This window comes from Mesorhizobium sp. WSM4307, assembly GCF_007003945.1.
Classification (GTDB): Bacteria; Pseudomonadota; Alphaproteobacteria; order Rhizobiales; family Rhizobiaceae; genus Mesorhizobium.
In genome coordinates this window covers 286,682-299,387 of sequence record NZ_VFTB01000007.1, presented here as the reverse complement: position 1 = coordinate 299,387, position 12,706 = coordinate 286,682, and the positions used below count along the sequence as shown (strand labels likewise).

The following is a 12,706-nucleotide window of genomic DNA, read 5'->3' as shown; positions in this document are numbered from 1 at the left end:
CTAATCCAGTCGACGATACCGTGTTGAGCCCGGCGGCGGCGCCGGTTCAGGTGCTGTCGCTGTCCTTGCGGAGCTTGTTGCTGAACTGACGGGGCAAGCCCTTACTCAGACGTTGGACAACGCCGGCCAGGAGCCGAACGCCGTTCTCGATCTGCCGCATGGTCAAGGCGGAATAGCCCATCACCAATCCGATGCGGTCGGAACGGCGTCCGTCGGTTTCGTGAGCATAGAGCGGCGATATCGGATGGACGCCCACGCCGGCCCGCCGCGCCTCGTCGATCAAGACGTCTTCCAATGGACAAGAGAGATCCTTGAACCAGACGACGACATGCAGCCCGGCGTCGGCGCCCTCGATGACGATTCGATCTGCGAAGGCGCGCCGAAGGGCGGCGAGCAAGGCTCCTCGTCGCTCGCCGTTGAGACGGCGGACGCGCCGCACATGGCTTTCATATCCGCCGCTCTCGATAAGCGAGGCCAAGGCCTCCTGCTCCGCAACCGGCGAATGCCTGTCCAGAAGCTGCTTGGTCGTCGCAAAGACGCCTTGCAATTCCAGCGGAACCACGAGGTAGCCGATGCGCAGCATCGGCGACAGCGTCTTGGAGATAGTGCCGAGATAGATGACGGAACTGCGGTCTTCCAGTTTGTGCAGCGGAGGAACCGGACGAATGTCATAGCGGTACTCGCCATCATAGTCGTCTTCGATCACATAGGCGTCGTTTCCTCGGGACCATTCGAGAAGCTGATACCGCCGCGAGATCGGCAGGACGCCGCCGAGCGGGAACTGATGCGACGGCGTCACATAGGCCAGCCGCGCCGTGATCCCCTCAAGCAGCTCCGTCTTCATGCCGTCGCTATCGACGGAGACGGACACAGGCGTCGCCCCTGTACTGGCAAACACCTGGCGCGCCATTCTATAGCATGGGTCCTCGATGACGAAGCTGTCTGAAGGATCCAGCAGCAAGCGCGCGCACATGTCCAGGCCCTGCTGCGAGCCGCTTACGACAAGAATCTGCTCGATCTCGCAGCTTAGTGTTCGAGCGCGCCACAAATATCCCTGCAGAGCCTGGCGCAAGCGAGGCGACCCGCGTGGATCGTCATAGGCCAGCCTTCCTGGCCGTTGTGACATTGCCGCGTTCATTGCGCGCTTCCAAGTCAGCTCCGGGAAATCAGATGGCGCAAGGTCGCCATAACGGAAATCGACCTTCAACCGGTTGGGCAGATAATCGGGCCATGGCGGGCTGCCACGCAGTCGCTCGCCATAGCTGGAAAGATGTACCGGGCCAGTCCGTTTTGGGAACGCGCTGCTGGCCTGGCGACCGACCAGGGAAGCAGCAACGCGAGGCCGTGCGCCTTGATTGACCTCGATGAAGCCTTCCGCGACCAACTGCTCGTAGGCGACGGTGACCGTCGTTCGCGAAACGCCGAGGTCATTGGCGAGGCCGCGAGATGACGGCAACTGACTGCCGGTTTCATAGACACCGCTCAAGATCTGCTCGCGAAGCGCTTCGTAGATCTGGCGCGCGCCCAGACGCTGCGAGTGACCTGCCGACACGGCACGAGAAGACTGGACCATTTGTTTCATCGCCAACTGGACGTTACATCCAAGCCAGTTTGGCGGCAATGTTCTTAAAACCAAAGGATTTCAAAACATCGATGCCCCGCACCACAGATCAATCCGAAACCGGTGCGCCGACACCGTCCCCTGACGACGCCAGTTTCGCATTCGCCACCCGGGCCATCCATTATGGCTATGATCCGGCCGGCTTTTCCAATGCCGTCCAGCCGCCTGTGTTTCTGACCTCCACCTACGGGTTCGAAAGTGTGGCCGCAAATGAGGCTGCGGCAGCGCTTGGCGGAAGACTCTATGCACGCGAATACAATCCGACGACCGAGATTCTCGAAAAGCGGCTCGCCAATCTCGAAGGAGCCGAAGCAGGGCTGGTCGTTGCCTCAGGCATGGCGGCCTTCGGCACGCTGATCCTGTCGCTGCTGTCGCAAGGCGACGAACTCATCGTGCACCAGACGCTTTACGCCAACACGCTCGCCATGGTCGAACAGGCGGTGCCGCGGTTTGGCATCAAGGTCGTCGCGGTGGATCTGTCCGTACCCAGCAATCTCGATGACGCCATCACTGACAGGACCAGGCTTGTCTTCTTCGAGACGCCGGTCAACCCGCTAAGCCGCATCCTTGACATCGCGGCCATTGCCGAACACGCCCATGCGCGCGGCGTGAAGGTCGCGGTCGACAGCACCTTTGCCTCGCCCGCGCTACAGCGTCCTCTGGAACACGGGGCCGACATCGTGATCCACTCGCTGACCAAATATATCAATGGCCACGGAGATGCTTTGGGCGGGGCGATCCTCGGCGATGCGAAAACGCTTCACACCCTGCACGAAACGGGCTTGCGCTATATTACTGGCGCAGCGCTTTCGCCGCTGTCAGCGTTCCTGATCTTGCGCGGGCTGAAAACGCTCACCCTTCGTATGGACCGTCACAGCGCCTCCGCCCTTGCGGTTGCGCAGGCACTCGAAGCGCATCCGGCCGTGGCCTGGGTGAGTTATCCGTTTCTCGACTCCCATCCCGATCGCGAGATCGCGGGCAGACAGATGTCGAAAGGCTCAGGCATGCTGGCCTTCGGCGTCCACACTGGCTTCGATGGCGCTCGCCAGATGATGAACCGGCTCAAGCTGATCACTCGTGCAGTCAGCCTCGGCGACGCCGACAGCCTCATCTATCATCCTGCGAGCCTGACCCGCGCGCGCAAGGCAATCCGCAAGGATGCGCATCTGGCTGATGGTGTCGGCGAAGACCTGATGCGCCTGTCCGTGGGGCTCGAAGACGCCGCCGACCTGATTGCGGATCTGCGGCAGGGGCTGGACGCGGTCTGATGTCCGGCGCCGCAACCTATCAGACGATGGGAGCTTGGACATGGCCTTCTTGAGCGGCCTTTGCGCCTTCCCAATCACGCCTACCGACAGTGACGGCCGGGTCGATACCCTGGCGCTGCGCCAGCTGATCGCGAGGCTTTGCACAGCAAAGGTGGATTCCATCGGACTTCTTGGCAGCACCGGCACTTACATGTACCTGTCGCGACAGCAACGACGCCGGGCCCTTTCCGAGGCGCTGGACGAGACCGGCGGAGGTATCCCGGTCATCGTAGGGGTCGGCGCATTGCGCACCGACGAGGCGATAAAACACGCAAGAGACGCAAAGGCCCTCGGCGCGGCCGCAGGCTTGCTCGCAGCCGTTTCTTATGCCCCGCTCACCGATGACGAGGTGTTCGAGCATTTCTCCTCGGTAGCGCGCAGAAGCGGACTGCCGATCGTCATCTACGACAATCCTGGAACCACGCATTTTCGCTTTACGCCCACGCTCGTCACACGCCTGGCGCAGGTGCCTGGCATCGTCGCCATCAAGAACCCAACCGACCGGGGCGATGCGATCCAAGGCCATCTGGCGGATCAGAGGCAAATCGTGCCGAAAGAATTCTCGATCGGTTACAGCGGCGACTGGAACGCCACCCCGGCCATGATTGCCGGCGCCGACACCTGGTATAGCGTACTGGGCGGTATCATGCCCGAACCTTGCATGAAGATCGTCAGGGCTGCTCAGCAAGGCGACCATGCTAAAGCGCGCGGCATCGACGCCACGCTGGTCCCGCTATGGCAACTCTTCAAGGCGTATTCGAGCCTTCGCGTCGTCTATGCACTCGCTGAATTCCTCGACATTTGCCGCGCCGAGCCGCCGCTTCCAATCATGCCGCTTCCCACTGCGGCGAAGCACCAGGTAGCCGACGCACTGGCACGTCTGCGATCAGATGCCGGTTCGTGAGCAGCCAACTTCCAAATCATTGAACGGAACAAACTCATGTATGTCCCGCCGCATAACGAAGAGCCCAGCCGTGAGGTTCTTTTTGATCTGATCCAGAACAACGTCCTTGGCGTGTTGATCACCCATGGCTCAGGTGGACTCGACGCCAATCACATCCCCTTCGAACTCGACAGCTCGGCAGGAGCACTCGGCACGCTTCGATGTCACGTCGCGCGCAGCAACCCGGTCTGGCAGGACGTGTCGAGCGGCGATGAGGTCCTCGTCGTGTTCCGGGCCGCCGACGCCTACATTTCTCCGCAGTGGTATCCGAGCAAGCACGAGTTCCACAAGCAGGTGCCGACCTGGAACTACCTCGTCGCACATGCACACGGACGCATCACCGTTCACGACGATGAGCGCTTTGTGCGTCGCAACGTGGCCAAACTGACCCATCGGCATGAGTCAACCCAGCCCGTCCCATGGAAGATGGGGGATGCGCCAAGAGACTTTATTGACACCTTGGTCAAGGAGATCGTCGGGCTGGAGATCGAGATTACGCGTCTGGTCGGCAAAGCCAAGTTGAGCCAGACGAAGGAGCCGCGCGATATTCGCAATGCTGGCGAAGTGCTTGTCGCGCAGGGCGACCTGGGCGTAGGTCAGGCGATGCTGGCAGCCGCCGCTCGGAAGATGGAACAGGGTTGAAGTTCCCAACCCCAGTTCCAAGGCTGTCACCCGCCAGGTGCGAGATGCCAGGCGGCCAAGCAAACGGAGCGGCGGCGATGCCTGCAACACGATGCCGTTCATACCAGAAGAATAGGAGGAAGTGCCCTACCCTGCCCGCCGCGAAAACCGCGTCATGACGTTCATCATGGCCAGCGCGCCCCAAGTAATGGAAAAAGACAGGATGGTCAGGGCCGCAGGCTCATAGGCTTTGCTCACGCCGACTTTCTGAATGTAGGTGCCGAAAGCCGGGCGCGTCAAAAGGCTAGCAATCACGAATTCCGCCATCACGACAGCAAAGGTCAGGAACGCGCCTGACATGACGGAGGCTAAGATGTTCGGGAAGATCACCAGCCTGATTGTCGCGAAAGGCCGCGCCCCGAGGATGTGAGCGGCTTCCGTCAGCGTCTGAACGTCAATCGTCTGCAAGCCGGAATCAATGGAGCGGTACAGGTACGGCAGAGATAATGTGATGCAGCCGCAAACAAGCAGGATGCTCGCACCAGTGCTACTATTGACCAGCGGCAGCACCGACGATGACGAAAATAGCCGCAAATAGCCAAAGACAAGTACGATGGGCGGCACGATCATAGGCAGCATCACGACGATTTCCACCGCTGGCCGCAGCCATTTGAGTCGTAACCGGACATAATAGGCCATCGGAACAACGAGGATCGTGCCAAAGACAATCGTTAAAACTGCGATTAACAGCGAATAGCCGAAGCTGGCCGCAAATTCCGGGTCTAGGAAAACAGACTCGTAAGCCTCAAGCGAATAGACGCCGCGCCGGATGCTTAATGAAAATTCCACCGTGCTGAAAAGCGGTATCAGAAAGAACAACGCGGCAATAGCAAATATGGCCCAAGGGGAATAGCGCAGGAAAAGTTTCACTTCATCCACCGTTCGGCACGCACGCGAAGCATCAGATAAAGAGAAATGGCCACCGTCATGACCAGTACCATGATCACGGCCAGAACCGCACCAAGCTGCTCGTTGTGCAGCACGTCGCCGCGAATTTGCGCGTAGAGCAAGATCGGGATGAGGTTCACGGCCGTTCCTGTCAGCGCGTAGGCCGTTGCGACGCCCCCGAATGCATTGGCGAACAACAATGCCAGCGCCCCGAGAATGGTTGGCCAGAGGATGGGCAGGCCGATCAAGCGCCAATATTGGGTGGTGGTCGCACCCAATATCTCGGCCGCTTCCCGCGTCTGTGAGGAAAGCCGGTCAACTGCGGGCATGATGATCATGAATGCTATTGGGACTTGAAAGAACAGGTAGGTAAGCGTCAAGCCGGAAAAGCTGGCAAGCTCAAAACCTGCCGCGTAAATGTCGATCCCGAAGGCTTTGCGCAAAACCACAGTCACGAGCCCAAGCCGCCCCAAAGTGGCGATGAAGGCGAAGGCGAGGGGAATGCCCGAGAAATGCGAAGCCACGCCGCAAAAGCTCATAACGGTGGCCTTCACCTTCTGGCTGGTTATCCCGCGGCCAACAGTCAGGACCAATATGAGCCCGAGCACCGTTCCAAGAACGGCCGTGGCGGCGGAGATTTTGGCCGAAGCCATGAAGGCGTCGGCAACCTCCGGCGTCGCGATCTCCGCGAAGTTCGCCAGCGTGAAACCTCCCTGTTTATCGACAAAAGCCGTGGCCAGCAGCGCTGCGGTGGGCATCACCATCATGACGATGGCAAAGATGAAAAACGGGGACGTAGCCAGCAGTGCGGGCCAGTCAAGCGATTTGAGGAATGAGGTACGTGCCAGCCCGGCGCGAATGCCACGCACGCCAAGCTTGCCGTCTGTGGATTGTGGTTTCAACTTACTTGCTGCCTGCGCCTACGGTTGAAGTCCATTCCTTGGCAATCACTTCGCCCGCTTCCACGAGATGGGACAGCTCGGGGAATACTAGGTTGTCACCTGTCGCCGGGAGCTTGGTCAGCATGTCGTCGGCGATTTTGCCGGACTTGCGCATGGCGTCAAAGCGGATGGGATGGCAAAGGCCCTTGAGGTAGCCGAGTTGCCCCTCGTCAGAATAAAGGTACTCCATCCATAGCTTGGCGGCATGCGGATGCGGCGCATATTTGCTGATGGCTTGGGCATAGACGCCAGCCACGGTAACGCTTTTTGGGACAATGGTGTCCAGCGGCGGATTGCCCTTGAAATTTTCGGCATAGGTGATGCCGTTGGAATCCCAGCGCGTGGTAATGGGCGTTTCGCCCTTGGCGATGGATGCGGCAGAGCCGAAACCGGAAACGAGATTGCCGGAGTCCTTTAATTGGCGGTAGAACTCCAGCCCAGCGCGGGCTGCTGCCGCGCCCGGCTGCGCGCCGGTTGCTAGGCCCGCCGCATAGACGCTTAGGATGGAATTGTTGGCGGTTCGCGGGTCAGCAGGCAGTGAAACGCTCTTGCGATAGGCGGGGTCGAGAAGGTCAGCCCAATCAGCTGGAGACTTTGAGATAACGTCCTTATTCACGACGAAAGAAAGCACGCCGTAATAGTCGCCGTACCAGTGCCCTTCCGGGTCTTTGTCGGTGGCCGGGATTTCTTCCCACGTCTGCACCTTGTAAGGTTGCAGCAAACCCTCTTTCTGCGCGATGGGGCCGAAAACAAGGCCCACATCAATGACATCCGGCGCTTGCGAGCCGTTGTTGCCTATATTTGCCTTGATCGTTGCCAGTTCTTCACCGGAGCCTCCTGTTGGGCTGAGTTCGTTTACGGTGAGGCCGTATTTGTCTTTAAAGCTTTGAATCAGCGCGCTATAGCCGCACCAATCATGCCCGAGGGCAATAACCGTCAATTGCCCCTCGGCCTTTGCGGCCGCGACAAGATCATCCATGTTGTCGGCATGCGCACCGAATGGCACGGCAAGGCAAGCGACACCTGCAGTCAGATAGGCACTCATTGGTTTCCTAATCATTCCGTTTTCCTCTCGCGGGAACCAGCAATAAAGCAGCCTTGCCGGTAACGGCTGCTCTTTACAGGAATGTGACATTATCTGGTATTAATTGGGAATTCCAGAAAAACCCATGCCGGGAAAGTGTGTTTTTGGTTGGAACAACAAAGGGAAGATGAAGGAATGGCCGGCACTTTCAGTGCACGCGCACGAAAACTGCATGAAAGAGCCGTTGACAGGTATCTGAAAGGCAATTATTCCCAAAAAAGGCCACATATCGGGCTCTGAAGGCGCCGCCATCCGCGTCATGGAAAATGAGGAGTTTTGTGACGAAACTACCGGCAGCAAGCCGCCTGCAAGCCATTGCTGATTTGCTTCGCGCCGGCGAAGGCATCGGAATTGCCGCAATGGCAGAGCGCTTTTCAGTGACGATGGAGACCATCCGCCGCGATCTGGTCATTCTCGAAAAAGACGGCTTGTTGACGCGGGTTCATGGGGGCGCAATTCCGGTTTCCCGCGCTGCGCCGCTGTCGTCGCGGCTGGCCAGCCTGAGTGCAGAAAAGGCCGTGATTGGAAAGCTGGCAGCGCAAACTGTGGCGCGGGACGGTTGGATATTCATTACCCACGGCAGCACAGCGCTGGCCGTCGCCAAGGCGTTGAACGATGGCCCTGCTGTATCGGTCATGACGAACATGCCCGCCATCGCGGAAGTGCTGCAAAGCGGCATCAAGCACCGGGTCACGGTCACCGGGGGCGAATACGACTATGCCAATGGCGCGCTGATGGGCGAACAGGTGCTAGAAGCCATTTCCGAGTGCATTTTCGATACGGCCGTCATCGCAGCCTACGGCGTTGACCCGGTCCATGGTTTGGTTGAGTCAAGCAAGTACCTGCAACGCTTCAAGCGGCTGCTGTTTGAGCGCAGCCGCCGCCGCATCTTCGTTGCTGACCATAGCAAATTCGGCGCGTCAGGAGCGTATGTCTCGGTGTCGCTGTCGGACATTGGCACCATCGTTACCGACGAGCCACCGCCCGCCGCCTTTGCAGACGGGTTCAAGGATGCAGGTGTGCGCGTGGTTTATCCACAAAACAACGAAACAAACAACACAGAAGAAACCACGAATGGCCAATGACGCGCACTATGTCGTGGTGCTGGGAATTGACGGCCTGCGCCCCGATCTGGTCACTGAAAGCACAATGCCCCATCTTGTGGCGCTGGCCAAGGATGGAACTTGGAACCGCCGTCATACCACGGTGTTCCCCAGCGAAACGCGGGGGGCGCTCACGGCTTTGGCCACCGGCGCAACTGCGCAGGTGAACGGCATTGCCGGGAACCAGTTCTATGTCCGGGGAAACAGCCCCGATCAAGTGTTCACGGAAACCACGCACGATTGGTGGGCGGCGGATGAACGGCTGGCGGGCGACCTGGTGAAAGCGCCCTCGATCTCGGAAGTTCTACACCAAGCGGGACGGCCATTTGCGGTCGTCACGTCGAGTGGCCCCGGCGCGCTGCCCGCGCTGAACTGGAAGGGCCAGCAGCGCGGACAAACCGGGTTCAATGTCCGCCATCCGCAGATCGGCTACCCGCATTCGTTTGCCGCCCGCGCTCATCATTCCCTGAAGATCCCGGCCGGGGGCATCTCCGCCGATGGCCCAATGACAGCATTCCGGGTATTCGAGCGCGAAATATGGCCCTACGACAAGCCCGCCACCACCATTCTTTGGTGCACCGAAGTCGATAGCGTTAGCCACCTGCACGGCCTCCGATCGAGCCAGCTACTCGAAAAGATGCGGGCCTGCGATGATGTGATTGGAGAGCTGCGGGCATGGCGGGACGCCCAGCCGGAGCGCGACAACATCACGTTGTTTATCGTTTCCGATCATGGTCATGTGACGATTGGCGGCACAGTCAACGTCGCCGACGCTCTTTGTCAGGCCGGGTTCAAGGCGGCGGCGTCGTTCAACGACGATACAACGCAGGTGCTTGTTCGACCGGGCCGCGCCGTGGGCCTGTGGCTCAAACAGGACGACCCGGCCTTACTGCATGACATACGGGACTTCATGATGGCACAGATATGGTTCGGCGGCGCATTCAGCCCCGCTCGCGAACCAGGCAGTATCAGTGGCACGGTGGAAGGCAGTCTCGCGCTGGAACTGCTAGGTGCGGGCGGCGAGCGGGCCCCTGACCTGTTCATACACCTCGGGAAAATGCCTGCCGGCGATCAGGCTGGGTATCTGGATCCGGTCTTTTACGACCCCGGCGACTACGATCTGCGGGTGGGCGGCGGCACTCATGGGGGGCTGCATCGTGGCGAGTTCACTGCCGTTCTCGCGGGCTACGGTGCGGGATTGGCGCAGGGCCGGGTCTCGGATATTCCGAGCTCCATCACGGACATTGCCCCCACGATCCTGTCACTGCTGGGCATCGATGCGCCGAAAACGATGACAGGCCGCGTGCTGGCCGAGGTGTGCGGGGATGCGCCAGAGAGTGAGGAACTAGCATGCGCGGAGATTCTCTCTACCTGTGCCCGCAAAAACACGCTCCTGGCGGGCATCAAGCGGCAGGGCCATTTCCATGTCAGCGAAGGCGGAATTGAGGGCTGCTAAAGAAGGGCTCGCGTTGAAGGAGACAGCAAACCTGCCATCTGGAAGACGGAAAGGGGCTCAACAAGATAGCCGACACGCTCAGTCGCCGTGTGACCGAAATGATGGGGCCTAGGTGTTCTCCAGCCTCAATCTTCCGTAGCCTTTCGCTCGGTAGACGAGCACAGAGACCACCCAACTCACTACGAAGATGCCGACAATCGCATAGCCGAAAGTGGCAAAATTCTCATTGATCCCTTCAACCGCGCCCCAAAGTCCGCCTTGCAGACCAAGCTTGTCGGCGAGGATCCCGAGCGCCTCAATGCCGCCTATGAAGATCGCGATCACCGCTGAGGCAATTGTGATGGTGAGATTATACCAGAGTTTTCGCATCGGGTCGACGAACGCCCAGCTGTAGGCGCCAGTCATCAAGACGCTGTCCGTTGTGTCCATGATCGACATCCCGGCGGTGAAAAGCGCGGGAAAAATCAGAATAGACCAGAATGATATGCCCTGCGTTGCCTGGGTTGCGGAGATGCCTAGCAGACCTATTTCCGTCGCGGTGTCGAAGCCGAGACCGAAGAGGAAGCCGATCGGATACATGTGCCAGGAGCGAGAAACGATGCCGAACAGCGGGCGGAAAATGCGGGCAATCAAGCCACGCCCGGCAAGCAGGGCGTCGAGATCTTCGTCGACGATCTTTTCGCCGCGGCGCGCTCGGACGAAAGCCGCCCATATGCCCTTGAGGATGAACAGATTGGCGATGCCGACCACCAGCAGGAACAGGGCCGAGACGCCGGTCCCAATCAACCCGCCCAATTTATGAAACTCCTCCAGTCTGCCCTGCATCAGCGTGGCCGACGCTGCAATCGCAATCGAGGCCAGAATGACGATGCTTGAGTGCCCAAGCGAGAAGAAAAAGCCGGTCGCGTAGGGCGCCTTGCCTTCCTGCATCAGCTTGCGCACGACGTTGTCGATGGCTGCGATATGGTCGGCGTCGAATGCGTGCCTGAGACCAAACATGTAGGCGAGCAAAGCGGTGCCGAGCAGTGCCGGCCGGTCGGAGAAAGCGACCCAAGCCCATATCCACGCGGCGATATTGGCGCCAACCAGCAAGACGTAGATCATTACCGCCTTGGTTCTGACGCGGACCGGCCGGTCGTCGAAGGGATTGGGCAGACGCCGCGCGGTCGGTTCCTGGTACATCGCTGACGCCGTGAGCGCGGCTGCCTCCGTCATTTTCTCTCCTCCCCGATCCGTCGATGGCTCGGCAAAGTCTGCACGACGACGTTGCCCATCCAGAGCTAAAGCCGTACCTGCGCTGCTTCCTGGTGAAGCCATTCGTACCAGCCCCCGAGCCCCTCCCCCGTCTTTGCCGACACGCTGAGCGTGACGATCTCGGGATTGATCAGGCACGCATTGGCGATGGCGCTGTCGACGTCGAAATCGACATGCGCCAAAAGATCGATCTTGTTGATGATCATGACCTTGGCAGCGCGGAACATGTGCGGATATTTCAGCGGCTTGTCATCGCCCTCGGTGACCGAGAGTATGACCACCTTTGCGTGTTCGCCGAGGTCAAACATCGCCGGGCAAACAAGATTGCCGACATTCTCGATCATGACCACGGAACCGAAGGCTGGCTTCAGTTCCAACAGCCCCTTGGCCAACATATCGGCTTCGAGGTGGCAGCCGGCACCGGTGTTGACCTGGATAGCATCAGCTCCCGCGGCGCGGATGCGCTCGCCGTCATTGGCGGTCGCCTGATCTCCCTCGATGACCGATATCAGCATCTGGTCCTTGAGATCGCCGATGGTGCGCTCAAGCAGCGTCGTCTTGCCGGAGCCCGGCGAGGAAACGAGGTTCAGCGCCAGGATTTCGCGACCGGCGAACCAGCCGCGATTGCTGGCCGCCAGTGCGTCGTTCTTGGCCAGGATTTGCATTTCGAGTTCGACCACCGCGGTGTGGCCGTGGCGATGCTCGTGACCATGGTGATGATGGCCGTCGGCATGATCATGACCATGGTGATCATGCTCATGCGAATAGTCGTGACCATGCAACTCCACGTCGTCATGGCGATGCTCGCGCGCCTGCTCGGACGCGTGTTCGTGCCCGTGCTCGTGGCCATGAGTGTGGTCGTGGCCATGGCTGTGCGGATGCTGGTGATCGTGGCCATCTCCCTCGCCATGGTCGTGCGGATGGACGTGGCCGTGGTCATGATCGTGGCTGTGCCGATGCGCCATGCCGCCATCATGGGCGTGGCTATGACCGTGCACATCGCTGAGAGCAGTTTCCTCACCGGTTTGCAGGTTGAGAATTCGGGTTTCGGCCTTGGAGCCGCAGCCACAGGTTCCGCACATCACGCAGCCTCCTCGATTTCCATTTCCCGGATCTTCAGTTCCTCGCCGGCCAACCGGTCGATAGCGCGCGAGCCGCAGCCACAGGCCTGGTAGAGGGTCGCCGTCTCGAACGCCTCGCCGCAAGTCCGACAGCGCGCGCGTCCGGCAATATTGCGGATGTCCAGCCGGGCGCCATCGAGCAATGTGCCCTTGGCGACAATGTCGAAGCAAAACAGGATGGCGTCGGGCATGACCCCGGAAAGCTGTCCCACATCAAGTGTCACGCGCCTGACGCGGCGGCCCTTCGCCGCTTCCTCGACGATGGAGACGATGTTGCGCGTGATGCCGAGTTCGTGCACGGGCCTTC

12 protein-coding genes are annotated in these 12,706 nt (G+C 59.9%); 5 read left to right on the top strand and 7 right to left on the bottom strand.

Annotated features, from left to right (window positions below; all coding sequences use genetic code 11):
* Positions 1 to 46: 46 nt before the first annotated feature.
* Entirely contained in the window at positions 47 to 1,582 is a 1,536-nt protein-coding gene (locus FJV83_RS18960) for a PLP-dependent aminotransferase family protein (protein ID WP_095774277.1), read from the bottom strand.
* A 71-nt stretch (positions 1,583 to 1,653) separates the two neighbouring features.
* On the opposite strand from FJV83_RS18960, the gene FJV83_RS18955 reads away from it, so the two are divergent.
* Genes FJV83_RS18955 through FJV83_RS18945 form a run of 3 tightly spaced genes read left to right on the top strand, consistent with a single transcriptional unit; the run spans position 1,654 to position 4,513 of the window.
* Positions 1,654 to 2,889, top strand: coding sequence for a PLP-dependent aspartate aminotransferase family protein (locus tag FJV83_RS18955; protein ID WP_095774276.1), 1,236 nt, complete (start codon positions 1,654 to 1,656; stop codon positions 2,887 to 2,889).
* 40 nt (positions 2,890 to 2,929) lie between these two features.
* A complete protein-coding gene (locus tag FJV83_RS18950) occupies positions 2,930 to 3,832 on the top strand; it encodes a dihydrodipicolinate synthase family protein (protein ID WP_095774176.1) in 903 nt (300 codons plus the stop codon).
* A gap of 36 nt (positions 3,833 to 3,868) precedes the next feature.
* Positions 3,869 to 4,513: an FMN-binding negative transcriptional regulator gene (locus FJV83_RS18945; protein ID WP_095774175.1), complete on the top strand. Its 645-nt coding sequence runs from the start codon at positions 3,869 to 3,871 to the stop codon at positions 4,511 to 4,513.
* Between the two features lie 126 nt (positions 4,514 to 4,639).
* Here FJV83_RS18945 and FJV83_RS18940 read toward each other — a convergent pair whose 3' ends face one another.
* The 3 genes from FJV83_RS18940 to FJV83_RS18930 are packed head-to-tail and all read right to left on the bottom strand — an operon-like array spanning position 4,640 to position 7,360.
* The gene (locus FJV83_RS18940; RefSeq protein WP_095774274.1) at positions 4,640 to 5,422 is read right to left on the bottom strand and encodes an ABC transporter permease subunit; all 783 of its coding nucleotides are present in this window, start codon (positions 5,420 to 5,422) and stop codon (positions 4,640 to 4,642) included.
* Complete coding sequence (locus tag FJV83_RS18935; RefSeq protein ID WP_245318189.1) at positions 5,419 to 6,342, bottom strand: ABC transporter permease subunit; 924 nt, start codon at positions 6,340 to 6,342, stop codon at positions 5,419 to 5,421. The genes FJV83_RS18940 and FJV83_RS18935 overlap by 4 nt, the downstream gene beginning before the upstream one ends.
* A 1-nt stretch (position 6,343) precedes the next feature.
* The gene (locus FJV83_RS18930; protein WP_245318199.1) at positions 6,344 to 7,360 is read right to left on the bottom strand and encodes an ABC transporter substrate-binding protein; all 1,017 of its coding nucleotides are present in this window, start codon (positions 7,358 to 7,360) and stop codon (positions 6,344 to 6,346) included.
* A 383-nt stretch (positions 7,361 to 7,743) separates the two neighbouring features.
* Between FJV83_RS18930 and FJV83_RS18925 the strand changes: the two genes are divergently transcribed.
* Positions 7,744 to 8,550 (top strand): DeoR/GlpR family DNA-binding transcription regulator, encoded by an 807-nt coding sequence (locus tag FJV83_RS18925; RefSeq protein ID WP_095774273.1) that lies wholly within the window; start codon positions 7,744 to 7,746, stop codon positions 8,548 to 8,550.
* A complete protein-coding gene (locus FJV83_RS18920; protein WP_095774173.1) occupies positions 8,540 to 10,024 on the top strand; it encodes an alkaline phosphatase family protein in 1,485 nt (494 codons plus the stop codon). The genes FJV83_RS18925 and FJV83_RS18920 overlap by 11 nt, the downstream gene beginning before the upstream one ends.
* Before the next feature lie 108 nt (positions 10,025 to 10,132).
* On the opposite strand, the gene FJV83_RS18915 is transcribed toward FJV83_RS18920, so the two are convergent.
* The 3 genes from FJV83_RS18915 to FJV83_RS18905 all read right to left on the bottom strand — a co-directional run bounded on the left by FJV83_RS18915 (position 10,133) and on the right by FJV83_RS18905 (position 12,698).
* A complete protein-coding gene (locus FJV83_RS18915) occupies positions 10,133 to 11,206 on the bottom strand; it encodes a HoxN/HupN/NixA family nickel/cobalt transporter (protein WP_095774272.1) in 1,074 nt (357 codons plus the stop codon).
* 98 nt (positions 11,207 to 11,304) lie between these two features.
* The gene (hypB, locus tag FJV83_RS18910; protein ID WP_095774172.1) at positions 11,305 to 12,360 is read right to left on the bottom strand and encodes a hydrogenase nickel incorporation protein HypB; all 1,056 of its coding nucleotides are present in this window, start codon (positions 12,358 to 12,360) and stop codon (positions 11,305 to 11,307) included.
* Positions 12,360 to 12,698: a hydrogenase maturation nickel metallochaperone HypA gene (locus tag FJV83_RS18905; RefSeq protein WP_095774171.1), complete on the bottom strand. Its 339-nt coding sequence runs from the start codon at positions 12,696 to 12,698 to the stop codon at positions 12,360 to 12,362. The genes hypB and FJV83_RS18905 overlap by 1 nt, the downstream gene beginning before the upstream one ends.
* Positions 12,699 to 12,706: the final 8 nt, after the last annotated feature.

Bases quoted from the DNA above. Each gene is read 5' to 3' on its own strand.
- FJV83_RS18960 (WP_095774277.1), bottom strand. From the start codon at position 1,582: ATGAAACAAATGGTCCAGTCTTCTCGTGCCGTGTCGGCAGGTCACTCG.
- FJV83_RS18955 (WP_095774276.1), top strand. From the start codon at position 1,654: ATGCCCCGCACCACAGATCAATCCGAAACCGGTGCGCCGACACCGTCC.
- FJV83_RS18950 (WP_095774176.1), top strand. From the start codon at position 2,930: ATGGCCTTCTTGAGCGGCCTTTGCGCCTTCCCAATCACGCCTACCGAC.
- FJV83_RS18945 (WP_095774175.1), top strand. From the start codon at position 3,869: ATGTATGTCCCGCCGCATAACGAAGAGCCCAGCCGTGAGGTTCTTTTT.
- FJV83_RS18930 (WP_245318199.1), bottom strand. From the start codon at position 7,360: ATGGATGATCTTGTCGCGGCCGCAAAGGCCGAGGGGCAATTGACGGTT.
- FJV83_RS18920 (WP_095774173.1), top strand. From the start codon at position 8,540: ATGGCCAATGACGCGCACTATGTCGTGGTGCTGGGAATTGACGGCCTG.
- FJV83_RS18915 (WP_095774272.1), bottom strand. From the start codon at position 11,206: ATGTACCAGGAACCGACCGCGCGGCGTCTGCCCAATCCCTTCGACGAC.
- hypB (WP_095774172.1), bottom strand. From the start codon at position 12,360: ATGTGCGGAACCTGTGGCTGCGGCTCCAAGGCCGAAACCCGAATTCTC.